Origin of the sequence: Clavibacter sp. A6099 (assembly GCF_021919125.1) — a bacterium.
GTDB classification, from domain to species: domain Bacteria; phylum Actinomycetota; class Actinomycetes; order Actinomycetales; family Microbacteriaceae; genus Clavibacter; species Clavibacter seminis.
In genome coordinates this window covers 2,758,730-2,780,958 of the sequence record NZ_CP083439.1, presented here as the reverse complement: position 1 = coordinate 2,780,958, position 22,229 = coordinate 2,758,730, and the positions used below count along the sequence as shown (strand labels likewise).

Genomic DNA, 22,229 nt, shown 5'->3' with positions numbered 1-22,229 from the left:
CCCCCCGCGCGACCCGCAGGACCCTCGGGGCCCGTCCGCTTCCGGACGGGCCCTTCCGCGTGTGCGCGAACGGATGTTAGCCTCGGCTAACACTTCGACGGAGAGGCCGCCATGACCCGCACCGCCCCCGAGCGCGCCCGCGCGCGTCGGCCCGTCACCGGCCCGCGGCTCGTGCTCCTGCTGGGCCCGGCGTTCGTCGCGGCCATCGCGTACGTGGATCCCGGCAACGTCGCCGCCAACCTCACCGCGGGCGCGCGCTACGGCTACCTGCTGGTGTGGGTGCTCGTCGCCGCGAACGCCATCGCCGTGCTCGTGCAGTACCAGTCGGCGAAGCTCGGGCTCGTCACGGGCCGCAGCCTCCCGGAGCTGCTCGGCCAGCGGCTGCCGACCACGCGCCGCCGCGCGTTCTGGGTGCAGGCCGAGCTCATCGCCGCGGCCACCGACCTCGCTGAGGTCATCGGCGGGGCGATCGCGCTGCACCTGCTGTTCGGGATCCCGCTCGTCGCCGGCGGCGTGATCGTCGGACTCATCTCGATCGGCCTCCTCGCCGTGCAGTCGCGGCACGGGCAGCGGCCGTTCGAGCTCGTGATCGGCGCGCTCCTCCTCGTGATCACGGTGGGGTTCCTCACGGGCCTCGTCGTGAGCCCGCTGTCGGGATCCGGCATCGCGGGCGGGCTCGTGCCGCGCTTCGACGGGCCGGACAGCGTGCTGCTCGCCGCGAGCATGCTCGGCGCGACCGTCATGCCGCACGCCGTCTACCTGCACTCGTCTCTGAGCCGAGACCGGCACGGCGTGCAGACCGACGACGGCGTGCTCCGACGGCTGCTCCGCGCGACGCGCTGGGACGTGATCACCGCGCTCGCCGTGGCCGGCGCCGTCAACATCTCCATGCTCCTCATCGCCGCCGCGAGCCTCGGCGGCGTGCCCGGCACCGACTCCATCGAGGGCGCGCACGCGGCCATCACGGCGTCGCTGGGACCGGTCGTCGGCGTCGTCTTCGCGGTCGGGCTGCTCGCGTCGGGCCTGGCGTCGACGTCGGTCGGCGCCTACGCGGGCGCGGCGATCATGGGCGGCCTGCTGCACGTGAAGGTGCCGCTGCTCGCCCGGCGCGTGGTGACGCTGATCCCGGCGCTCGCGATCCTCGCGATCGGCGTCGACCCGACCACCGCGCTCGTGATCAGCCAGGTCGTGCTGAGCCTCGGGATCCCGTTCGCGCTCGTCCCGCTGATCCGCCTCACGGGCGACCGGCGCGTGATGGGCGCGCACGTCGACCGGCCGATCACGCGCATCGCGGCGTGGGTCGCGGTGTCGCTCGTGGTGGTGCTGAACGTCGCGCTCGTGGTGCTGACCTTCACGGGCTGACGCACGCGGGTCGACCGGGCGTCAGTCGGCGTCGGACACCCAGACCGCGGAGGCGGCCGCGGGCGTGAGCGGCCGCGCCGCGGATCCGTCCACCGTCACGCGCACGGCGCCGGGAGAGCCGGATGCGGCCTCGCGCACGAGCGTCGCGTCGAGCCCGATGCCGTGCTCGGCGAGCTCGCGCAGCAGGCGCGGGTCCTCGTCCGAGATCCGCCGGACGCGCATCGGCCGGTCGGCGACGGCGTCCGCGAGCACGGTCGCGTCCGGCAGGTGCGGCTCGCCGTCGGCCGAGGGGATGGGGTCGCCGTGCGGATCCCGCGACGGGTGCCCGAGGTGCTGGTCGATGCGCGCCACGAAGTCGTCGGAGACCGCGTGCTCGAGCACCTCGGCCTCGTCGTGCACCTCGTCCCAGCCGTAGCCGAGCACCTCCACGAGGAACGTCTCGAGCAGGCGGTGGCGGCGCACCATCTGGATCGCGTGGCGGCGGCCGTCGTCGGTGAGCTCGATGCTGCCGTACGGCCGGTGCTCCACGAGGCCCTGCGCGGTGAGGCGGCGGATGCCGTCGGACGCGGTGGCGGGACGGACGCCCAGGCGCTCCGCGAGCCGGCTGACGGTCATCGGCTGGTCGGTCCACTCGGTCGCCGACCAGATGAGCTTGAGGTAGTCCTGCGCGGCGCTGGAGAGCTCGTCGACGGACATGCCGCCATGGTACCGAGCGGCGCGGGGAGGCCCGCGGTCACGCTGCGCGCCCGGGCGGTGCAAGCTGGACGGGACCGCGGGCAGGGACGCCCGCGGCGGATCCGATGGAGGAACCACATGCAGTACCGGAATCTCGGGAACAGCGGCGCGGTCGTCTCGACCTACGCGCTCGGCACCATGACCTTCGGCGCGGAGGCCGACGAGGAGACCTCGGGGCGCATCCTCGAGGCGTACGTCGCCGGCGGCGGCACGTTCATCGACACCGCGGACGTCTACACGTCGGGCGTCTCGGAGGAGATCGTCGGCCGCTGGCTGAAGGCGCACCCGGCCGAGGCCGACCAGCTCGTCGTCGCGACCAAGGGCCGCTTCCCGATGGGGGAGGGGAACAACGACGTCGGCACATCGCGCCGCCACCTCACCCGCGCGCTCGACGACTCGCTCCGCCGCCTGCGCGTCGACACGATCGACCTGTACCAGATGCACGCCTGGGACGCCGTGACCCCGCTCGAGGAGACGCTGCGCTTCCTCGACGACGCCGTGCGCGCCGGCAAGATCTCGTACTACGGCTTCTCGAACTACCTGGGGTGGCAGCTCACGAAGGCCGTCGGGCTCGCGAAGGCCCTCGGGTACACGCCGCCCGTGACGCTGCAGCCGCAGTACTCGCTCCTCGTGCGCGAGATCGAGTCGGAGATCGTGCCGGCGTCGCTGGATGCGGGCATCGGCCTGCTGCCCTGGTCGCCGCTCGCGGGCGGCTGGCTCACCGGCAAGTACCGCCGCGACGAGACGCCCACCGGCGCGACCCGCCTCGGCGAGGACCCGGAGCGCGGCATGGAGGCCTTCACGCCGCGGAACGGCCAGGAGCGCACATGGGCGATCCTCGAGGAGGTGCGCCGGATCGCCGACGCCCACGGATCCAGCTCCGCGCGCGTCTCGCTCGCGTGGCTCGAGGCGCAGCCGGCGGTGACCAGCGTGATCCTCGGCGCCCGCACCGTCGAGCAGCTCGAGGACAACATGGCCTCGGCCGACCTGGAGCTGACGGCCGACGAGATCGCGTCGCTCAGCGCGGTGAGCGCGCCCGTGGTGTCCGACTACCCGTACGGCCCGGCCGGCGTGCAGCAGCGCCACCGCGCGATCGACGTGCGCGGCTGATCCCGCCGCCGGTCGTCCCCTCGTCCGCCCCGTCGACGCGGGGACGGCCGGCACCCGGCGCCCGGGGCGTGATCCGCATGCGCGGCACGTGCCGGCGCACCACGACCTCGAGGGTCAGCTGCCCGCGGCGGGCGAGGATCACGGCCACGACCGCGGCGGCCAGCGCCGGCATCCCGCCGGAGACGACCATGCCGACGTGCACGCCCCACGCCTCGACGATCCCGCCCATGAGCGGCCCGCCGATCGCCTGGCCGCCGAGCAGCACGAGCACGTAGACGCTCATCACGCGCCCGCGGATGGCCACGTTGCTGGAGAGCTGCACGAGCGAGTTCGCGGCGGTCTGGAAGAGCAGCGACGCCATGCCGACCGTGACGAGCAGCACGGCGAACGGCGCGATCCCGGGCATCAGCCCCGCGGCCGCCTGCAGCAGGCCGGTGATCCCGACGCCGACCACGATGGTCCGCAGCCGCACGGTCGCGCGGCGGGTCGAGAGCAGCGCGCCCGTGAGCGCGCCGATCGCGACCATCGAGTTGAAGAAGCCGTAGCCGCCCGCGCCCACGTCGTAGACCTGGCTCGCGAACGCCGCGAGGAGCACCGGCATGGTGAGGCCGAAGACGCTGAACACCGCCACGAGCACGACGGGCCAGAGGATGGTCGGCTTGGAGCGCGCGTACCTGAGCCCCTCCACGAGCTGGCCGCGGCGACGCGGGGCGGGCGGGATGCGGATCAGGTCGCGGGTCCTCAGGCTCCACAGCGTGAGGACCACGACGACGCACGCGAGCGCGTTGATCGCGAACGACCAGCCGGCGCCGACGGCGAGCAGCAGGACCCCGCTGAGCGCGGGCCCCACCATGCCGCCGAGCTGGAACACCGACGAGTTGACGCTGATCGCGTTGCGCAGGTGCTGCTGCCCCACGATCTCGGTGACGAACACCTGCCGGGCCGGGTTGTCGATCACCGTCACGAGCCCGGTCGCGAACGCGATGGCGAAGATGTGCCACGCCTCGACCGCGCCCGAGAGCGTGAGCACGGCGAGCAGCGCGCTGAGGATCGCGTACGTGCCCTGCGTGATCATCATGAGCATGCGCTTCGAGCACCTGTCGACGATGACGCCGCCGAGGAGGCCGAAGAACAGCATGGGCGCGAACTGCATCGCGACCGTGATGCCGACCGCGGTGACGCTGCCGGTGAGCTCGAGCACGAGCCAGTCCTGGGCGATGCGCTGCATCCACCCCGAGGTCATGGCGATGACGTTGGAGGCCGTGAACCGGCGGAAGTTCGGCACGCTCAGGGCGATGAGCGTGTGGCGCCATGGCGGGCGCCGGGTCTGGATCGGGAGCGGGGCGGTCGGGGGGAAGGCGTTCGGCGGGGTCACGGTGTTCCTGCGGTGGCGGTTGCGTATGGGTGGCGTCGGTTCTGCATGGATGCGGCTCGGCGTCGAGCCGTCATCGACGCTACCCGCGGGCTTCCCATTCGGATCCCGTCTCGACATGATGAGTGGCATCACGCATTCGAATGGCCGGGAGGCGCCGTGCTCGACCCGACCCTGCTCGCGACCTTCCTCGCCGTCGCCGACACCCGCAGCTTCACGCAGGCGGCGGCGCGGCTCGGGATCAGCCAGCCCACCGTGAGCCAGCAGGTGCGCCGGCTCGAGCGGGCCGTCGACCGGACGCTCATCGCGCGCGACACCCGGGCCATGCGCCTCACCGACGCGGGCGACGCGATGGCCGGCTTCGCGCGCACGATCCTCGCGGCGCACCGCGCGGCGGAGAGCTACTTCGGCGGATCCGAGGTGAGCGGCCGCCTGCGCTTCGGCACGGCGGACGACCTGGCCATCACGCAGCTCCCGCGGATCCTCCGCCACTTCCGGCAGCTGCACCCGCAGATCGAGCTGGAGCTCACGGTGACGCAGAGCGGCCCGCTGCACCGGCGGCTGCTCGCGGGCCAGCTCGACCTGATCCTGACCAAGACCACGGTCGACGAGCAGCCGGGCGCGCGCCTCGTGGGCCGCGACCGCATGGTGTGGGTGGGCCTCGAGCGCACGCTCGTGGAGCCGGGCGCGACCGTGCCGCTCATCGCCTACCGCGCACCGAGCATCAGCAGGCAGATGGCGATGGACGCCCTCGAGCGGGAGGGCCGCACCTGGCGGATCACGTGCAGCACCCGCGACGTGAACGGCGTGCTCGCCGCCGTGCGCGCCGGCATGGGCGTGGCGGTGCTGCCGCAGGCGCTGATCCCGACGGACCTCGTGAAGGTGACCTCGCGCCTCGGCCTGCCCGAGCTCGACGAGGTCGACTACGTGCTGATGGACAACCCGGCCGGGCCGCGCGCGTCCATCGAGGCGCTGACCTCGGCGATCATGTCGCGCGGGGTGACGCGGGCGAGCTGATCGGCGTCAGTCGACGAGCGGTGGCCGCGGCTACCAGCGGGCGACGGGCGGCAGGTCGTCGGGCCAGGCCTCGCGCGCGCGGTCCTTGCGCCCACGGCCGCGGCCCCGGCCGGTCGGCTGGTGCGGCGGCTCGGGCTTGTCGGGATCCGCGCCGGGTGTGCCTGGCTGCTCGAGCTGCATCGCGAGCGCGCGCAGCCGGGCGTCCAGCTCCGCGTGCGCGGCGGCGGCCTCGTCGAGCCGGGCGCGCTCGTCGTCGACGTCGGCGGGGATCCGAGTGGCCTCCTCGAGCGGCAGCGCCTCGGCCTCCTCCTCGGCGAGCCGCCGCGCGCGGCGGCGCGAGGCGATGATGCCGAACGCGCCCACGCCGATCTGGAACATGCCGAGCCAGCCGGACGCGTCGTTGACGGGAGCGAGCACGTGCCACGCGCCGAGCGCGATCCAGCCGATGTTGACCCACATGGGCCAGGCGAACCCGGATGCGGCGCGCGCGCCCTCCCTGGGCTCGTCCGTGCCGCGTCCCTCGTCGCTCATGCCGTTCCTCCGTGCCGACCCGCCAGTGACCGCGAGTGTGTCACGCGAGGTCGTGAGTCGCCTGGAGCCAGACGAACGTGCGCGGGCTGAGGACGATCCCCTTGGTGAGGCGGAGCCGCTCGTCGCGCACGAGGTCCACGGCGTGCTCCGCGAAGCCGCCGAGCGTCTCCGCGGAGACCGTCGCCGGCTCGTCGCCGAGGTTCGCGAGCACGAGGACCGTGCCGTCCTCGTGCGGGCGCTGGTAGCCGAGCACATGCGGGTCGTTCGCGTCGAAGCCGACGACGCGCGTGCCGCCGAGCGCGGGCGTGGCCCGGCGGACCGCGACGAGCCGGCGGATCCCGGCGTGGATGGCGCCCGTGCTCGTGGTGCGGTCGTCGCGCTGGTCGTAGCGCTCGAACGGGTACAGCGGGCGGTTCACCCACCTGCTGTCGTCAGCGTGGGCGGGGACGTCGTCGTACCCGTAGTCGTTGAGCTGGCCGACCTCGTCGCCGAGCACGATGAGCGGCAGGCCGCCCGTGCTGAGCGCGATGGAGTGGGCGAGCAGGATCCGCTCGACCGCGCCCGGGTCGTCCTGCTCGAGGCCCGCGAGGGACGCCGTGGTGCCGGCGACCGCGCCGTCGGCGTGCCGGATGCCGCGCGCGTGGCTGCCCGGGAACCCGCCCACGTGGTACTCGGCGAGGAAGCGGCGGTGCTCGTCGGGGTCGATGCCGAGGGTGCGCGCGTCGTCGTCGTCGAAGGCGAAGCGGAGGGCGTCGTGGCTGCGGACGCGCGCGGTGCGGGCGGAGCCGATGGGGACGTCGCCGCGGCGCTCGAGGGCGCGCGCGAGGAGGGCGGCGGATCGGGTGGCGAGCGCCTCCCAGACGAGCCCGGTCAGCGCCGGGTCGTCGGCCAGGCGCACGGCGTCGCCGTCCAGCAGCTCGGCGGATCCGCAAGGGGCGGCATCGGCGGCGACGGCCAGCGCGAGCGCGGGGGAGACGCGGCGACCGAGGGCGGCGATCACGCGGAGGAGGGCGGCCCTGTCGGCGTCGGGGCGCTCGCCGATGGCGTCGGCGGGATCCACCCGGACCACGTCTGCCCCGACGGCGGCGAGGGCGACGGCCTCGCGGACGGCGCCGCGGATCCGGTCGGCGAGGGGCGCGTCGGCGTCGGCGGGGGAGAGGTCGACCGCGAGCGTGAAGCCGGCGTCGTGCAGCGCGTCGGCGAGGTCGCCCAGGTCGGCCGCGGATCCGAGGCCGGCCCGCACGCGCACGCCCGGCGCCAGGAGCGCTGCGGGGTCGGGGTCGTCATCGGTGTCCGGCTCGGCGACCGGCCTGATCTGCAGGTGCGTGAGACCGAGGTCGCGGAGGGCGGGGATCCGCGCGGCGAGGCCCCGCAGGTCGTCGGCGTAGCGGTCGACGTAGCAGACGCCGCCCGTGCGGCGGTCGAGGTCGAGGCCGGCGGGGGACCCGTCGGTCGGCGTACGGCGGGGGCGCGCCGCACGGAGGTCGGCGGCCAGCGCGTCCGCGAGCGCGTCGGCCTCGTCACCCACGAGCGGACGCAGGTCGGCGGCGATGGCGTCCCGGTCGAACGGGGGCGCGGATGCCGGGTCGGCGGGGGCGCGGTCCTCGTCGGTCGGCGCGTCGTCCGCGCGCGCGTCGTCGCGGTCGCGTCCGCCTTCCGCGGGATCGGTCGTGAGCGCTGCGCTCCCCATGCTCGGTCCTTCCTCCGCATCCGGCGGGCACCGTCGCCCGACCACCTGATCCTACGGGCGGGCGGGCCCCGGGACCCCCTGGATCGTTCGTGCACTTCGCATCTCCTCGCTCGGCGGCCAGGCACGCGCGCGTCGTGCGCGGCCGCGCACCTCGCGGGCGCGCGCCCGCCCGGGTAGGATCGGACCCGTCGCGACTGGCGTTCGGATGGGTCACCATCGGGGAGCGACTCACACGGTTGGTGGCCGTACGCCTGGGCCACGACGCATCCATTCGTCCACCGTGCTCAAGGAGTCCCATGCCCGTCGACCAGTCATTCAACGCCCCCCTCTCCGAGGTCGACCCGGAGATCGCGGCGGTCCTCGAGCAGGAGCTCGGCCGCCAGCGCGGCACCCTCGAGATGATCGCCAGCGAGAACTTCGTGCCGCGCGCGGTGCTGCAGTCGCAGGGATCCGTGCTCACCAACAAGTACGCGGAGGGCTACCCGGGCCGCCGCTACTACGGCGGCTGCGAGTTCGTCGACGTCGCCGAGCAGCTCGCCATCGACCGCGCCAAGAGCCTCTTCGGCGCCGAGTTCGCCAACGTCCAGCCCCACTCGGGCGCCACCGCCAACGCCGCCGTCCTCGCCGCCATCGCGCAGCCGGGCGACACGATCCTCGGCCTCGAGCTCGCGCACGGCGGCCACCTCACGCACGGCATGAAGCTCAACTTCTCCGGCAAGCTCTACGACGCGGCCGCGTACGGCGTGGATCCCGACACCTTCCTCATCGACATGGACGTCGTGCGCGAGAAGGCGCTCGCGCACCGCCCGCAGGTCATCATCGCGGGCTGGTCGGCGTACCCCCGCCACCTCGACTTCGCCGCGTTCCGGTCGATCGCCGACGAGGTCGGCGCGAAGCTCTGGGTCGACATGGCGCACTTCGCCGGCCTCGTCGCCGCGGGCGTGCACCCCTCGCCCGTGCCGTACGCCGACGTCGTCTCCTCCACCGTGCACAAGACCCTTGCAGGCCCCCGGTCCGGCGTGATCCTCAGCCGCGACACCGCGCTCGCCAAGAAGCTCAACTCGGCCGTCTTCCCGGGCCAGCAGGGCGGGCCGCTCATGCACGTCATCGCGGCCAAGGCCACGGCGTTCAAGATCGCGGCCACCGAGGAGTTCGCCGACCGCCAGCGCCGCACCATCCAGGGCGCGCAGATCCTCGCCGAGCGCCTCGTCGCGGCCGACTCCACCGAGGCGGGCGTCTCCGTCCTCACGGGCGGCACGGACGTGCACCTCGTGCTCGCGGACCTGCGGAACTCGCCCATCGACGGCAAGCAGGCGGAGGACGCGCTGCACGAGGTCGGCATCACGGTCAACCGCAACTCGGTGCCCTTCGACCCGCGCCCGCCGATGGTCACCTCCGGCGTCCGCATCGGCACGTCGGCGCTCGCGACCCGCGGCTTCGGCGAGACCGAGTTCACCGAGGTCGCGGACATCATCGCCGAGACCCTGAAGCCCGGCAGCGACCTCGCCGCCCTCCGTGCGCGCGTGCTCACGCTCACCGACGGCTTCCCGCTCTACGAGGGCCTCACCCAGTGACCGCGGTCGTGCTCGACGGCGTCGCGACCGCGTCGGCCGTCAAGTCCGAGCTCGCCGTGCGGATCCGCGCCCTCCGCGAGCAGGGCCTCGTGCCCGGCCTGGGCACGCTCCTCGTGGGCGACGACCCGGGATCGCGCTCGTACGTCGCGGGCAAGCACCGCGACTGCGCCGAGGTGGGCATCGAGTCCATCCGCGTCGACCTCCCGGCCGACGCCACCGAGGACGACGTGCGGCAGGCCATCGAGCGCCTCAACTCCGATCCGGCCGTCACGGGCTACATCGTGCAGCTGCCGCTCCCGGCGGGCATCGACGAGAACGCGATGCTCGAGCTCATCGACCCGTCCAAGGACGCCGACGGCCTGCACCCGACCAACCTGGGGCGGCTCGTGCTGGGCGTGCAGGGCGAGCTGAGCTCGCCGCTGCCGTGCACGCCCGCGGGCATCGTCGAGATGCTCCAGCGCTACGAGGTGCCGATCGCCGGCCAGCACGTGGTCGTCGTCGGCCGCGGCCTCACGGTCGGGCGCCCGCTCGGCCTGCTGCTCACGCGCAAGGGCCTCGACGCCACCGTCACGCTCACGCACTCCCGCACGCGCGACCTCGAGCAGGAGGTCCGCCGGGCGGACATCGTGGTCGCGGCCGTGGGCGTCGCGCACCTCATCACGCCGGAGTGGGTCAAGCCGGGCGCCGCGGTGCTCGACGTGGGGATCACGCGCGTCGTGGATCCCGAGACCGGCAAGGCGCGCCTCACGGGCGACGTGGACCCGGCCGTCGCCGAGGTCGCCGGCCACCTGTCCCCGAACCCGCGCGGAGTGGGGCCGATGACCCGGGCGATGCTGCTCGCCAACGTGGTGCAGGCCGCCGAGCGCGACGCGCGCCTGGCCGCCGAGCTGCGCGGCTGACGGCGCTCGCCGCGACAGCGCGGCGGTGATGTGAGGAGGGGACGGCTGGTCAGGCCGTCCCCTCCTCGCGTGAAGGCGGCGTCGCCTCGGCGCGCTCGGCGCCCAGCAGCATGGCCGGCGTCGGGATCGCGCCCGCGTGCAGCCGTGCGTTCTCCACGTAGTGGTCGGCGTTCGCCCGGAGCCCGGCCACCTCCTCGTCGGTGAGCTCGCGCCGCACCTTGCCGGGCACGCCCGCGACGAGCGAGCGCGGCGGGATCACCTGCCCCTCGAGCACCACGGTGCCGCCCGCGAGCAGCGACTCCCGGCCGACGACCGCGCCGTTCATCACGGTGGCGGACATGCCGACGATGCAGTCGTCCTCGATGGTGCAGCCGTGCAGCACCGCGTTGTGGCCGACGCTCACGCCCGTGCCCACCGTGAGCGGGAAGCCCGCGTCGACGTGGCAGCTCACGTTGTCCTGCAGGTTCGAGCCCGCGCCGATCACGATGTCGGCGGCCTCCGCGCGCAGCACGGCGTTGAACCACACGCTGGATCCTGCGGCGAGCGTCACCCGTCCGACGACGCGCGCGCCCGCCGCCACGAGGGCGTCGGGCGCGATGTCGGGCGCGGGCGATCCGGGGAGCGCGCGGACGGTGGCCTGGGGATCGACGGTCATGCCGCCAGGGTAGGCCGAGGGGTCACGCGCCCGGGCGCATCCGCGTGCCGCGCTCCATCGGCGCGAAGCCCGCGGCGACGTACGCGTCCCACGGCGCGCGGTAGTAGGGGAGCGGCGAGGCGTTGATGAAGACGTCTCGCCCGCCCAGGTCGCCGACGCGGCGGCAGACGTCGAGCGCGAGGGTCTGCGCGAGCCCGCGACGGCGGTGCGCGGGCACGATGCCGAGCGGCTCGAGCTCCGCCCAGCCGCTCGCGGGGTCGAGCCAGGCCGTGCAGGTGCCGGCGAGCGAGCCGTCGGGCGCCTCGATCACGAGGTCGAGGTCGCGCCGGTACACGGCGGCGGCCTGCATGGCCGCGTAGCCGTCCGCGTCGAAGCGGCTCTCGGCCTCGGGGTCGATGCCGTCGCCGGATCCGTCGGTGAAGGGCAGCTCGACAGGCTTCCAGGCGCGGCGGTGCGCGTCGACCTTGGCCTGCTCCTCACCCTCCGCGACCGGGCGGATCCGGTACCCCGCGGGCGGCCGTGCACCCGTGTCGCGGGCCGCGTGGCGGAGCCCGGCGAGCGGGACGGGCTCGTCGACGAAGCCGCGGGCCGCGAGGATCCCGCGCAGCCGGTCCTGGCCGCGGTGGACGGCGACGCTCACGCGCCCGTCGCCGGCGGCGTCGAGGATCCACGCCGCGAGCTGCTCGGTGGTGGCGTCGTCGCCGGTCGCGCACTCGACGCGCGCGTCGTCCGTGGAGAAGGCGGCCCAGCCGACGAGCGCGCCGGCCCCGTCGCGCACGACGGCCATCCGCTCCGGCAGCTGGCCGGTGGACGCCTCCCACGCGAATCCGCCCGGGTGGGTGGACGCGGGGAACCAGGCGGACAGGGCGCGCGCGATGTCGCGGATGTCCCCGTCCCGGTCGTCGGCGATCTCGGTCAGTCCCGCGGGTGGTCGCATGCCGCCGAGCCTAGGGGGAGGCCCGCCCCTACTGCTCCGCCTTCGCCCCGTCCGACGGCGTGACCGTGAAGACGGTCGGGCCCGTGTAGCCGTGCTCGGCGAACGCGCCGTCGATCGCGACCTGGAGGCGCGACAGGGAGTCGACGTCGATGAGCGCGATGGCGGATCCGCCGAAGCCCCCGCCCGTCATGCGCGCGCCGATCGCGCCCTCGTTCTGCGCGACCTCGACCGCGAGGTCGAGCTCCGGGACGCTGATCTCGAAGTCGTCGCGCATCGAGCGGTGGCTCGCGTCGAGCAGCTCGCCGATGGCGCGCGGGCCCTCCTCGCGCAGCGCGCGCACGGTGTCGAGCACGCGCTGGTTCTCGGTGACGATGTGGCGCACGCGGCGGAACGTCTCGTCGTCGAGCACCTCGCGGGCGCGGACCAGGTCGTCGACCGTCAGTTCGCGGAGCGAGGACACGCCCATGAGGCGCGCACCGAGCTCGCACGACTCGCGGCGCGCGCGGTAGCCGCCGTCGGCGTGCGCGTGGGCGACGTGGGTGTCGATCACGGCGATGGTGAGGCCGGCGGCCTCGAGCCCGAGCGGGATGACCTCGGCGTCGAGCGAGCGGCAGTCGAGGAACACGCCCGCGTCCTGGCGGCCGAGGAGGCTCGCGGACTGGTCCATGATCCCGGTCGGCGCGCCCACGATCTCGTTCTCGGCGAGCTGGCCGACCGCGGCGAGGGCCGGCCGGTCGAGGCCGAGGCGCCAGATGTCGTCGAGCGCGAGGGCGATGGATCCCTCGAGCGCGGCCGACGACGACAGCCCCGCGCCCACAGGCACGTCGCTGTCGATGAAGACGTCGAAGCCGGGTACGGCGCCGAGGTCGGCCCCGCGCTGCCCGAGCGCCCATGCGACGCCGAGCGGGTAGGCCTGCCAGCCGTCGATGCGCTCGCCGGTGAGGTCCGCGAGGCGCGCCTCCACGACCTCCTCCGAGAAGGAGCTGGCCAGGCGGATCCGGTCGTCGTCCCGCGGCGCGAGCGCGATGACCGTGCGGCGGTCGATCGCGAACGGGAACACGAAGCCCTCGTTGTAGTCGGTGTGCTCCCCGATGAGGTTCACGCGCCCGGGCGAGGACCACACGCCGTGCGGCTCGCGCTCGAAGCGGGCGCGGAAGCCCTCGCGCACGTCGTCTCGGATGTCGGTCATGCGTCCTCCACTGCCTTCCGGATCATCTCGGCCGCCTTCTCCGGCGGCACGTCGCCGATCCAGGCGCCCATGGCCGCCTCGGATCCGGCCAGGAACTTGAGCTTGTCGGCCGCACGGCGCGGCGACGTGATCTGCAGCATCAGCCGGATCTCGTCGCGGTGCGCATCCACGGGCGCCTGGTGCCAGGCTGAGATGTACGGCGTCGGGGTGTCGTACAACCGGTCCATCCCCTTCAGCAGCCGCAGGTACATCGTCGCGAGCTCGTCGCGCTCGGCCTCGGTCGTCTCCGCGAGGTCGGGCACGTGGCGGTGGGGGAGCATGTGGATCTCCACGGGCCAGCGCGCCGCGAACGGCACGAACGCCGTGAAGTGCTCGCCGCGCAGCACGACGCGCTCGGACGCCTGCTCGGTCTCGAGGATCCGCTGGAACAGGCCCGGCCCGAACCGCTCGATCGACTCGACGAGGCGGCGCGTGCGCGGCGTGATGTAGGGGTACGAGTAGATCTGCCCGTGCGGGTGGTGCAGCGTCACGCCGATGGCCTCGCCCCGGTTCTCGAACGGGAACACCTGGCGGATCCCGGGCATCGTGGAGAGGGCGCGCGTGCGCTCGGCCCACGCCTCCACCACGGTGCGGGCGCGCGACGGCGTGAGGCCGCTGAACGAGCCGGTGTGCGCGGGGCTGAAGCAGACGACCTCGCAGCGGCCCACCGAGGTGCGGGTGCGCTCCAGGCCGATGGAGGCGAGGTCGTCGTCGTCGACGGGCGCGTCCACCCCCGCGGTGTCCGCGAGCGCGGGTCCGAACGACGGTGACTTGTTCTCGAAGACCGCGACGTCGTACATGCTCGGGATCTCGGACGGGTTCGACGGGCTCGCCGGGGCGAGGGGATCCAGCTCCGCCGGCGGCAGGTGCGCGCGGTTCTGGCGCGCGGCGGCGATGGACACCCACTCGCCCGTGAGCACGTCCTGCCGCATCGTCGCGGTGGGCGGCCGGGGCGCCGCGGGGCGTGCGTCGGCGGCGCGCTCGGGCGGCAGGGTCGTGTCGGCGTCGTCGAAGTAGACGAGCTCGCGGCCGTCGGACAGCAGCGTGCGGCGCTGCGTGATCCCGGACGGCGACGTCGTGACGGTCTGGTCGGCATGCATGATCCCTCGATCCTACGGGCTCTCAGGGCTCGGATCTGCGCTCGCGAAACCCCCGGCTTGCGTTCCGGCAAGCGGTGGGCGAGGCTCGCGGGATGGCCGACGACTCCGCATCCGTCCCTGCACCGACCCGCCGGTCGCGCATCCTCGAGCGGCTCGCCGACCGCGGCTTCGCGACCGTCGCCGAGCTCGCCGCGGACGCCGGCGTCTCCGCCGTCACGATCCGCGCCGACCTCGACGCGCTCGCCGACTCCGCCGCCGTCCAGCGCGTGCACGGCGGCGCGGTCCTCCGTTCGGGCCTCGGCGCGCGCGAGCAGAGCCTCGAGGTGACGCTCGAGTCCGCGGCCGACGCCAAGCGCGCGATCGGCCGGGCCGCCGCCGACCTCGTCGAGAGCGGGCAGAGCGTGCTGCTCGACGTCGGCAGCACGACGCTCCAGGTGGCCCGCGCGCTCGTGGCGCGCGAGGACCTGGTCGACGTCACGGTCATCACGAACGGGCTCACCCTGGCGCTCGAGCTCGAGCGGGCAATGCCGCGCTTCACCGTCGTCGTCACGGGCGGCACGCTGCGCGCGCTGCAGCACAGCCTCGTGGATCCGCTCGCCACCGTCGTGCTCGACCGCCTCCACCCCGACGTCGCGTTCATCGGCTGCAACGGGATCGACGTGGACCGCGGCGTCACCAACGTCAACCTGCCCGAGGCCGAGGTGAAGCGCCGGATGGTCGCCGCGAGCGCCCGCACGGTCGTCGTCGCGGACGGGGCCAAGCTCGGGCGCACGCACCTCGGATCCGTCGCGCCGCTCGACCTCGTCGACACGCTCCTCACGGACGCAGACGCGGATCCGCACGAGGTCGGCCGGCTGCGCGATGCGGGCCTGCGCGTCGTCGCCGCGGCGGGCGGGCCGTCCGCGGCCGCGCGGCCGTAACGTGGATCCCATGAGACCCGTCACCGGAGAGCAGCACCACCTCGTCCACGCCGGCCCGACGGGCGAGCTCCGCGCCACCGTCGTGCAGCTCGCCGCCGCGATCCGCGGACTCACCCTCGACGGCGTCGACCTCGTCGAGCCCTACGGCGAGGACGTCGTCGCCCCGATGGGCGCCGGCATGGTCCTCGTGCCGTGGCCGAACCGGATCCGCGGCGCCCGCTACGAGCTCGACGGGAAGGCCCAGGCGCTCGACGTCTCCGAGCCGTCGCTCGGCAACGCCTCGCACGGCCTCCTCCGCAACACGGGCTACACGGCCTCCGACCGCGCCGACGACCGCGTCACCCTCTCGGCCACCGTCTTCCCGCAGCACGGCTACCCGTTCCTCCTCGACACGTCGGTCACCTACCGGCTCACCGACGACGGCCTCGTCGTCACGCACCGGATCCGCAACGACTCCGACCGCGCCGCCCCCGTCGCGGTCGGCGCGCACCCGTACCTCGCCATCGGCGGCGTCCCCTCCTCCGAGCTCACGCTCACGGTCCGGGCCGACACGTGGTCCGAGGTCGACGACGCGCTGATCCCCGTCGCCGACCACCCGGTCGACGGCGCCGACGAGGACCTCCGCACCGGACGCGTCGTCGGCGAGCTCGACCTCAACACCGGCTACGGCGACGTGCACGTGGAGGGCGGCACGAGCCGCCACGGCCTCACCGCGCCCGACGGCCGCGGCGTCGAGCTCTGGGCGGACGCGTCGTTCGGGTTCCTGCAGGTCTACACGCCGCGCGAGTTCCCGACCCACGGCGGCCAGGCGGTCGCCATCGAGCCGATGACCGCACCGGCCGACGCCTTCAACTCCGGCGTCGGCGTGCGCCGCCTGGCGGCCGGCGAGGAGTGGACGCTCAGCTGGGGCATCCGCGCGACGGGCTTCTGACGGGGATCCGGACCGGGCCTGTGCACGCGGCCAGCGAGACGCCGTGACGTGTGGCCTGATGGGCGGATCCCCACCGCCAGGAGGCCGAGCATGACGAGACGCCCGCCCGCGACGCCGAGCGCACCTCCGCGACGGTCGGTGGTGGCGATGATCGTGCTGGCGGCGGCGATGCCCCTGGCCGCGCATCTGGTTCCCGACCTCGCCGCGGTCTGCTGGTCGGCGGGGCTGCTCCTGGCTGTCGTGGCGCTGGTCGTCGCCCTCCGCATCCGCCGGCGAGCAGGCTAGCCCTCGTCCTCCTGCGCCCACTGCAGCGCGACCCGCTGCGTGTACCGCTCGAGCGCGATCCGGTTCTCCTCGGGCTCGCGCAGCCCGTCGATGTAGGCGAGCAGCCGTCCGACGACGCCCGAGAGGTACTGCACGCCGCGGTCGTCGTGCTCCTCGAGCGCGGACTTCAGCAGGTCGTAGCGCTCGCTCGTCTCCTCGGCGGTCAGCATCGCGATCACGAGTTCGTCGGCCTGCATGCTCATGCGATCCAGCATCGCATCGCCTCCGCCGTGGCCGTCGCGCGGTAGGCGACGGGATCCCCATGCGCACGCGGTTCCGCGCCCCGTGGAGACCGCGATCGCGTCTCCCCGAACTGGGGGTACGCTCCGGGCGGCAGCAGGCCGCACCCTTGCCCTATCCAGCGTGGGGCGTCCGGTGCTCGGGGGAGCGGATCGACGCGACCCGACCGCGCCCGTCAGCACGGCCCACCCGGAAGGCTCCCCTTTGTCCCAGTCACGCGCGCACGCGCCTGCGCCCACCACCGACCTGCCCGCCCAGGCGCTCGCCCAGGACGCCCCGGCGCCCGCCGAGCGGCCGCCGCTCCTCGGCCGCCGCGCCGTCTTCCTGGCTGCGGTCGGCGCCACCGCGGGTGCCGCATCCGTCGCCGCGCCCGCCGCGGCGCCGCCCGCCTCGGCCGCCGCCGTCGTGGGCGACCAGTCGCGCGTGTACTACCCGGAGCAGTTCGGCTTCGTGCCGTCGGCGGCCGATCACACCAAGGCGATGGCCGCGTTCTTCGCGGCGCTGCAGAAGACCGGAGGCCGGGGGATCCTGCCGCCGTGCGAGATCCGCGTCACGTCGACCGGCATCGACTACTCGAGCGCAGCCTGGCCCAAGCAGCCCCTCTCGGGCGCGCCGTACGGGTACCCGGCCATCTCGATCGAGGGCTACGGCCGGCGCGTCACGACCATCCGGCAGATCGCGGGATCCACGGGCGACGTCTTCAAGGTGCAGGGCAAGATCGGCGCCGACGCCGGTCCCGCCGCGAACAACAAGGCCACGGTCTCGCTCACCGGCTTCAGCATCACCGGCACGCGCACGGGCCGCCACGGGTTGTACCTGCGCTCGCTGCTGCACTGCCGGATCACCGACATCGAGCTCAACTCCACCGGCGGTGCCGGGGTCTTCTTCGCCCGCGCGGCCTTCACCGCGGCCAGCGACGAGTACTCCTACGCGAACGTCATCGAGGGCCTGCGCGTCATCACCGCGGGCACCTGGGGCGTCGACTGCGACGGGGTCAACGCCATCGACATCGTCATGCGCGACACAGAGATCGTGAACTGCACGGCGGGCGGGATCCGCATCGCCCCCACCAACGCGCGCTTCGAGAACACGCGCGTCATCGGCTGCGGTGCCGGCAACAAGGCGGCCCGCGGCTTCCTCGCGATCCCCACGAGCAACGCGTCGTCCATGGTCTCCGAGCTCGGCATCAACGGCATGCGCCTCGAGGGCAACTCCGGCGCGGGCGGATACCAGATGGAGATCGGGGCGGGCGTCGGCGCCACCGTCGTCGGGTACAACATCGTGACCGGCGGCGACCTCGGCGCCCACGGCATCGGCGTCGGCCTCGTCGACCAGGGCGGGCGGCTCGCCCAGGACACGTTCGTCGGCCGCGGCACCATGTTCATGACCCCGAGCAAGTACCCGTCGCAGCGCGTGGTGGTGGTGGGTGCGTTCGCCCGCGACACCCGCGTCGAGCGGCCGTCCTTGCCCAACAACCCCGACACGCCCTTCGCCTCGATCGTCACGGACCGCGGCGTCCGCAGCGTCGACGGCTTCGGTCGCGCGCTCACCGACCCGGGGACGGGCTCGGCGCCGGCGGCCTGACGTCCGGGCGCCGGCTCAGCCGGCGAGCGCCGTGAGGGACGTCTGGATCCCGGTCGCGATGACCTCGTGCCCGGTGGCGCTGGGGTGCCACTCGTCCTCGGTGCGGAGGTCCGGACGGTCGACGGGCAGCCAGCTCTCCGGACCCGTGGCGTCGATCACGTGGGCCTTCCCGAGCGCGGGCCCCGTGTACGCGGACGCGAGCTTCTCGTAGCTCTGCACGCCCGTCATCGGCGTGATGATCACGGTCTGGGCGTCGGGCCAGCGCTCGGCGATGTCGGCGAGGATCCGGGTCACGCCGATGCGCACCGCGACCTCGCCCGGCTTGATGTCGTTGACGCTGCCCTGGAGGACCACGAGGTCGGGCGTGAAGTCGTCGCCCATCGCGGCCAGGCGATCCGGGTACGCCGGCTGGTCGGACGTGGCGGCGAAGCCGGTCCCCGCCGCAGCGTTCAGGCGCACGTCGGTCCAGCCCTCGCGCTCGGCGAGGAGCGCGGGGTAGGCGGGGCGCCCCGACGTCTCGATGCCGTGACCGAGGATGAACGAGTCGCCGAACATGAGGACCGCGGGATCCTCGGGGAGCTCCAGCGGCGCCACGGGCGCGATGGTGTTGCCGGGCCCGGAGACGAAGCCGGACTCCGCGACGGCGCCCGCGTTCTCGACGGGTTCCGCGCCGGTGCCGAGCGCCGCGACGACCAGGCCGACCGAGCACGCCGCGACGGCGGCCGCGGCCGTCCAGCCGGCGATCCGCCATGCTGCCCGCGCCCGTGCGCCCGCCCGATACCCGTATTTCCCCACCTGTGAACCGTACGGCCATCTCGGTCTGCGGTGTCCTCCGCGTCCCACCCCGTTCGGGGGCCCGCCGGCCTCGAGCGACCCCGGGCGCGCGACGCTCCTCCCGCCACTGGGATCACCACTGGATCCGCCTCCCGCCGCCGCCCTCCGACACGAGCCGGACACATCGACCCGATACGGTGCCGAGCATGTCTGGGGGAGACGGAACGACGGTCACTGCTGCGCGCGCGGACTGGGTGGATGCGGCCAGGGCGATGGCCATCCTGCTGGTGGCGCTCTTCCATGCGGGCCTCCTGCTGATGCAGGAGGACCTCGCCTCTCCGGTCTGGGCGACCATCAACAGCGCGTTCGTCACCTTCCGGATGCCGATCTTCTTCCTCGCGTCGGGGCTCCTCGCGGGGTCGGCCGTGCGCCGCTCCTGGCCGGAGCTCTGGAACTCCCGCATCGCGATCCTCGTGTGGGCGCTGGCGATCTGGTCGGTGCTGCGCTTCCTCTACTTCTCGGTGGTGCCGCTCGACTCGCGTCCGCACGAGGGCGACCCGCGGGCGCTGCTGCTCGCGTTCGTGTTCCCCGCGACGGGCCTCTGGTTCCTGCACGCGCTCGCCGTGTTCCTCGTGGTGGCGAAGATCGCGCACGGGCGGGTGTCGCCGTGGATCCAGCTGGGCGTCGCCGCCGTCCTCTCCGCCCTCTTCCTCAGCGTGCTGCGCATCGGCAGCCTCAGCTGGGACGGCATGGCGAAGTACCTCGTCTTCTTCCTCATCGGGCTGCACGCGAAGGACCTGGTGTTCCGCGTCGCCTCCCGCCCGCGGCCCGTCGCGGCCGCGGCCGCCCTGGTCGCGTTCGGCGCTGCGGGGGTCGCCGTCGAGCTGACCGGCATCAGCGGCGTCCCCGGCGTGCTGCTCGTCGTCTCGTGCCTCGCGATGGCGGTCGGCGTGCTGTGGGCGGCCCTGCTCGCGCGCACGCGGCTCGTGCGACCGCTGCGCTTCCTCGGCCGGAACACGCTGCCCATCTACGTGGCGCACGTCCTCGTGATCGCCGCGGCCTGCGCCGTGCTCGACGCCGTGGGCTTCCAGGCGTCCGGCGCCGTGCCGTACCTGCTGCCCCTGGTAGTGAGCGTCGTCGCGATCGCTGCGTCCCTGACCCTGCACGCGATGGCGATGCGCACGCCGCTCCGGTTCCTCTACCGCACGCCGCCGTTCCTCGTGCTGGACCGGGGCGGTCGGGGCTGACCTGGCAGACCGCCGGCGCGCCGGGCGTCCGGTCGATGCGTTCCGGTGGGCCCCGTCGGGCTCGAACCGATGACCCAGGGATTAAAAGAGCCCTGGATGCCGGGTAGGGCGGTGGGGCGCGGTGTAGCGCGGCGCCGCGCGATCCTCTTCCTTCCGGCGATCAGGTCGTCAATCGGGCGCGGAACGCGATCACGTTGGTGCCCGGTGCAGTCGCGTCCTGCTCCCCGTCTGCTCCCCGCGACGGCTGCGGCAGTGCCGCCAGCACGGCATTCCGCGGGGTCTCCGCGAGGTGTGCGTATCGTCGCGTCGTGAGAGGGGACACGTGCCCCAGCAGTCGGCCTATCTCCTCGAGCGGGACCCCTGCCTGGACGAGCGTCGAGGCGTAGGTGTGTCGGAGATCGTGGATGCGCAGTGGCCCGAGCCCGGCTGCTCGCAAGGCCGGCAGCCACAGCCGGCTGCGCCAGTTGTGGTAGTCGATGGGGACGCCGCCCTTCACGAGCGCGTGCCCCGTCTTCCGGCCGGCGATGTGCGCTTCGAGAGCTTCCGCGGCCCAGCCGGGCAGCGGAACCTCTCGGATCTTCCGCCCTTTGGGATACAGCTTGAGTGTCGAGTGCGCGTCGTCCCAGACCTCCGCGACCCGCACGACTCCCCGGGCGGTGTCGATGCGCTTGAGCTGCAGCCCGACCGCCTCGCCCCACCGCATCCCGGTTCCGAGGAGCAGGGCGACCAGTGCGCGGTCGACGCCGCTGAACTGCTCCAGCAGCGCGGCCTGCTCGGCGCTGGTCAGGAAGCGTTCATGGGACACCTGCCCGGCGGCGAGGCGCAGGCGCAGGGCGGGGTTCGCCTGGATGATCTCGGCGTCCACGGCGGCGGACAGCGACGCCGAGAGCAGGTGGACGCATCGCTGCACGGATGCCGGCGACAGCCCGTCCGCCGCGAGATCGGCGGCCCACGCGCGGATGTCCTGCCGGGTGATGTCAATGAGCGCGACCTCGTCCCACCTGGGTGCGAGGCGGGCTCGGACCCGCGACGCGTCCTGTCTCGACGTCGAGGGTTCCACCGCCCTGGTCGGCCACCATTCGGCGCGCCACGCGCCCCACGTGCGTCGTGCGGCACGGGGATCCCTCCACCCCAGCGATGCGGCGGCGGCCTCGGCGGCGGCTGCCGCGTTCATGGCCGCTCGCTTGTGGTCGAAGGTGCCCGCGGATCGGATCTTCCCGTTCGGCAGCCGGAAGGCGCCCCTGTACCTGCCGGAAGCTCGTCGCTCAGTCCATGCCATGAGTGCCTCCTCGGTGTGCGGGTCGTGCTCCACGTCGCTGTCTCACCCGTGGCGGGCGGCATCGCGCTCGAGGCGCCGAATCCGGTGCCGTTCGGATGCGGCCCTGCCCCGATGCACGGAGCCCGCATCGTCCGGGAGCGCGCATGTCACAGGTCATCCGCGTTCCAGTCGTGTTCGAGCGTGTGCCCGTCGCGCGAGATGGCGGGCTCGCGGAAGTGGACGGCCTCGCTGTCCGTGGCGAGGCGGGCGGACGCGTCGATGATGTCCTGCCCGACCGGCTCGGTGCTCGTTGCGGTCGTGTCTCCGTCCACGACGCGGCGCATCATCTCCTGGACGAGCTCTCGCTCCGTCGCGGCCCTCAGGCCGCGGGTGCGCCCCATGACGTCGGCTTCCGCCTCCGTGATGTACCCGGCGGCGACGAAGGCGTCCAGCATCGGGATCGCATAGGCGCGACAGAGCTTCACGACGGTCCTCACGGGCATGTTGCCCTTCATCTGACGCGTGACCGTGGTGTTCGTCATGCCGAGCTTGCGGCCCACCTCGTGTCCGCTGTCGCCGTTGAGGTACGGGCGAAAGAACTCTTCCAGTGTTTCCATCACCGGGCCAGTGTGATGCATCTTTGCCTCACTAGTCAACATTGAGCGGCGGAATATCAGGGAAGAGTGATGCAAAAATGCCACGTTTTCCGAGGCTAGGGTTGCAATTCTACCTCACTTTGTT

At 73.7% G+C, this 22,229-nt stretch carries 22 protein-coding genes and 1 riboswitch; of the genes, 10 read left to right on the top strand and 12 right to left on the bottom strand.

All coding sequences use genetic code 11. From position 1 onward, the window contains the following. Window positions 1-111: 111 nt before the first annotated feature. Window positions 112-1,362 (top strand): Nramp family divalent metal transporter, encoded by a 1,251-nt coding sequence (locus tag KYT88_RS13155; RefSeq protein WP_043586133.1) that lies wholly within the window; start codon window positions 112-114, stop codon window positions 1,360-1,362. 21 nt (window positions 1,363-1,383) lie between these two features. Here KYT88_RS13155 and KYT88_RS13150 read toward each other — a convergent pair whose 3' ends face one another. Then, window positions 1,384-2,058, bottom strand: a complete 675-nt coding sequence (locus KYT88_RS13150) for a metal-dependent transcriptional regulator (protein WP_043586131.1) — start codon at window positions 2,056-2,058, stop codon at window positions 1,384-1,386. A 117-nt stretch (window positions 2,059-2,175) separates the two neighbouring features. Between KYT88_RS13150 and KYT88_RS13145 the strand changes: the two genes are divergently transcribed. Continuing rightward, window positions 2,176-3,207 (top strand): aldo/keto reductase, encoded by a 1,032-nt coding sequence (locus KYT88_RS13145; protein WP_043586129.1) that lies wholly within the window; start codon window positions 2,176-2,178, stop codon window positions 3,205-3,207. Here the strand turns inward: KYT88_RS13145 and KYT88_RS13140 are convergent. Further along, window positions 3,116-4,582 carry an MFS transporter gene (locus tag KYT88_RS13140; protein ID WP_051629338.1) on the bottom strand — a complete coding sequence of 489 codons (1,467 nt, stop codon included), beginning with the start codon at window positions 4,580-4,582 and terminating at the stop codon, window positions 3,116-3,118. The genes KYT88_RS13145 and KYT88_RS13140 overlap by 92 nt on opposite strands. Window positions 4,583-4,738: 156 nt before the next feature. Between KYT88_RS13140 and KYT88_RS13135 the strand changes: the two genes are divergently transcribed. Next, a complete protein-coding gene (locus KYT88_RS13135; RefSeq protein ID WP_043586167.1) occupies window positions 4,739-5,596 on the top strand; it encodes a LysR substrate-binding domain-containing protein in 858 nt (285 codons plus the stop codon). Window positions 5,597-5,626: 30 nt separating this feature from the next. On the opposite strand, the gene KYT88_RS13130 is transcribed toward KYT88_RS13135, so the two are convergent. Further along, window positions 5,627-6,127 (bottom strand): hypothetical protein, encoded by a 501-nt coding sequence (locus KYT88_RS13130; protein ID WP_043586127.1) that lies wholly within the window; start codon window positions 6,125-6,127, stop codon window positions 5,627-5,629. A 40-nt stretch (window positions 6,128-6,167) separates the two neighbouring features. Continuing rightward, window positions 6,168-7,817: an alpha-amylase family glycosyl hydrolase gene (locus KYT88_RS13125; protein WP_043586125.1), complete on the bottom strand. Its 1,650-nt coding sequence runs from the start codon at window positions 7,815-7,817 to the stop codon at window positions 6,168-6,170. Between the two features lie 180 nt (window positions 7,818-7,997). Further along, a riboswitch (ZMP/ZTP riboswitch) is annotated at window positions 7,998-8,081 on the top strand. A gap of 32 nt (window positions 8,082-8,113) precedes the next feature. Here KYT88_RS13125 and glyA point away from each other — a divergent pair. Next, window positions 8,114-9,391, top strand: coding sequence for a serine hydroxymethyltransferase (gene glyA, locus KYT88_RS13120; protein ID WP_043586123.1), 1,278 nt, complete (start codon window positions 8,114-8,116; stop codon window positions 9,389-9,391). Next, entirely contained in the window at window positions 9,388-10,290 is a 903-nt protein-coding gene (locus KYT88_RS13115; protein WP_043586121.1) for a bifunctional methylenetetrahydrofolate dehydrogenase/methenyltetrahydrofolate cyclohydrolase, read from the top strand. Before glyA ends, KYT88_RS13115 begins: the two co-directional genes overlap by 4 nt. A 49-nt stretch (window positions 10,291-10,339) precedes the next feature. Here KYT88_RS13115 and KYT88_RS13110 read toward each other — a convergent pair whose 3' ends face one another. From KYT88_RS13110 to galT, 4 genes are read right to left on the bottom strand one after another with little or no spacing between them, the layout of a single operon-like run. Then, window positions 10,340-10,945, bottom strand: coding sequence for a gamma carbonic anhydrase family protein (locus tag KYT88_RS13110; protein ID WP_043586119.1), 606 nt, complete (start codon window positions 10,943-10,945; stop codon window positions 10,340-10,342). A 22-nt stretch (window positions 10,946-10,967) separates the two neighbouring features. After that, complete coding sequence (locus KYT88_RS13105) at window positions 10,968-11,882, bottom strand: GNAT family N-acetyltransferase (RefSeq protein ID WP_051629337.1); 915 nt, start codon at window positions 11,880-11,882, stop codon at window positions 10,968-10,970. A gap of 28 nt (window positions 11,883-11,910) precedes the next feature. Next, window positions 11,911-13,071 carry a galactokinase gene (gene galK / locus KYT88_RS13100; RefSeq protein WP_043586117.1) on the bottom strand — a complete coding sequence of 387 codons (1,161 nt, stop codon included), beginning with the start codon at window positions 13,069-13,071 and terminating at the stop codon, window positions 11,911-11,913. Continuing rightward, window positions 13,068-14,210 (bottom strand): galactose-1-phosphate uridylyltransferase, encoded by a 1,143-nt coding sequence (galT, locus tag KYT88_RS13095; RefSeq protein ID WP_043586115.1) that lies wholly within the window; start codon window positions 14,208-14,210, stop codon window positions 13,068-13,070. The genes galK and galT overlap by 4 nt, the downstream gene beginning before the upstream one ends. Before the next feature lie 92 nt (window positions 14,211-14,302). Between galT and KYT88_RS13090 the strand changes: the two genes are divergently transcribed. The 3 genes from KYT88_RS13090 (at window position 14,303) to KYT88_RS13080 (ending at window position 16,346) form a co-directional block, all read left to right on the top strand. Continuing rightward, window positions 14,303-15,130, top strand: a complete 828-nt coding sequence (locus KYT88_RS13090) for a DeoR/GlpR family DNA-binding transcription regulator (protein ID WP_043586114.1) — start codon at window positions 14,303-14,305, stop codon at window positions 15,128-15,130. A 10-nt stretch (window positions 15,131-15,140) separates the two neighbouring features. Beyond that, complete coding sequence (locus KYT88_RS13085; protein ID WP_043586163.1) at window positions 15,141-16,061, top strand: aldose 1-epimerase family protein; 921 nt, start codon at window positions 15,141-15,143, stop codon at window positions 16,059-16,061. A gap of 90 nt (window positions 16,062-16,151) precedes the next feature. Next, window positions 16,152-16,346, top strand: a complete 195-nt coding sequence (locus KYT88_RS13080) for a hypothetical protein (protein ID WP_147362294.1) — start codon at window positions 16,152-16,154, stop codon at window positions 16,344-16,346. On the opposite strand, the gene KYT88_RS13075 is transcribed toward KYT88_RS13080, so the two are convergent. Then, complete coding sequence (locus KYT88_RS13075) at window positions 16,343-16,588, bottom strand: hypothetical protein (protein ID WP_234425060.1); 246 nt, start codon at window positions 16,586-16,588, stop codon at window positions 16,343-16,345. The two genes, KYT88_RS13080 and KYT88_RS13075, sit on opposite strands and share 4 nt — an antisense overlap. A 241-nt stretch (window positions 16,589-16,829) precedes the next feature. Between KYT88_RS13075 and KYT88_RS13070 the strand changes: the two genes are divergently transcribed. Further along, a complete protein-coding gene (locus KYT88_RS13070; RefSeq protein ID WP_043586110.1) occupies window positions 16,830-18,209 on the top strand; it encodes a hypothetical protein in 1,380 nt (459 codons plus the stop codon). A gap of 15 nt (window positions 18,210-18,224) precedes the next feature. On the opposite strand, the gene KYT88_RS13065 is transcribed toward KYT88_RS13070, so the two are convergent. Further along, window positions 18,225-19,004 carry an SGNH/GDSL hydrolase family protein gene (locus KYT88_RS13065; RefSeq protein ID WP_043586108.1) on the bottom strand — a complete coding sequence of 260 codons (780 nt, stop codon included), beginning with the start codon at window positions 19,002-19,004 and terminating at the stop codon, window positions 18,225-18,227. A 185-nt stretch (window positions 19,005-19,189) separates the two neighbouring features. Between KYT88_RS13065 and KYT88_RS13060 the strand changes: the two genes are divergently transcribed. Further along, complete coding sequence (locus tag KYT88_RS13060; protein ID WP_043586105.1) at window positions 19,190-20,230, top strand: acyltransferase family protein; 1,041 nt, start codon at window positions 19,190-19,192, stop codon at window positions 20,228-20,230. A gap of 160 nt (window positions 20,231-20,390) precedes the next feature. Here the strand turns inward: KYT88_RS13060 and KYT88_RS13055 are convergent, their stop codons facing one another. Continuing rightward, window positions 20,391-21,509: a tyrosine-type recombinase/integrase gene (locus KYT88_RS13055; RefSeq protein ID WP_119373998.1), complete on the bottom strand. Its 1,119-nt coding sequence runs from the start codon at window positions 21,507-21,509 to the stop codon at window positions 20,391-20,393. A 146-nt stretch (window positions 21,510-21,655) separates the two neighbouring features. After that, window positions 21,656-22,189 (bottom strand): hypothetical protein, encoded by a 534-nt coding sequence (locus KYT88_RS13050; RefSeq protein ID WP_156032208.1) that lies wholly within the window; start codon window positions 22,187-22,189, stop codon window positions 21,656-21,658. Between the last annotated feature and the right edge of the window lie 40 nt (window positions 22,190-22,229).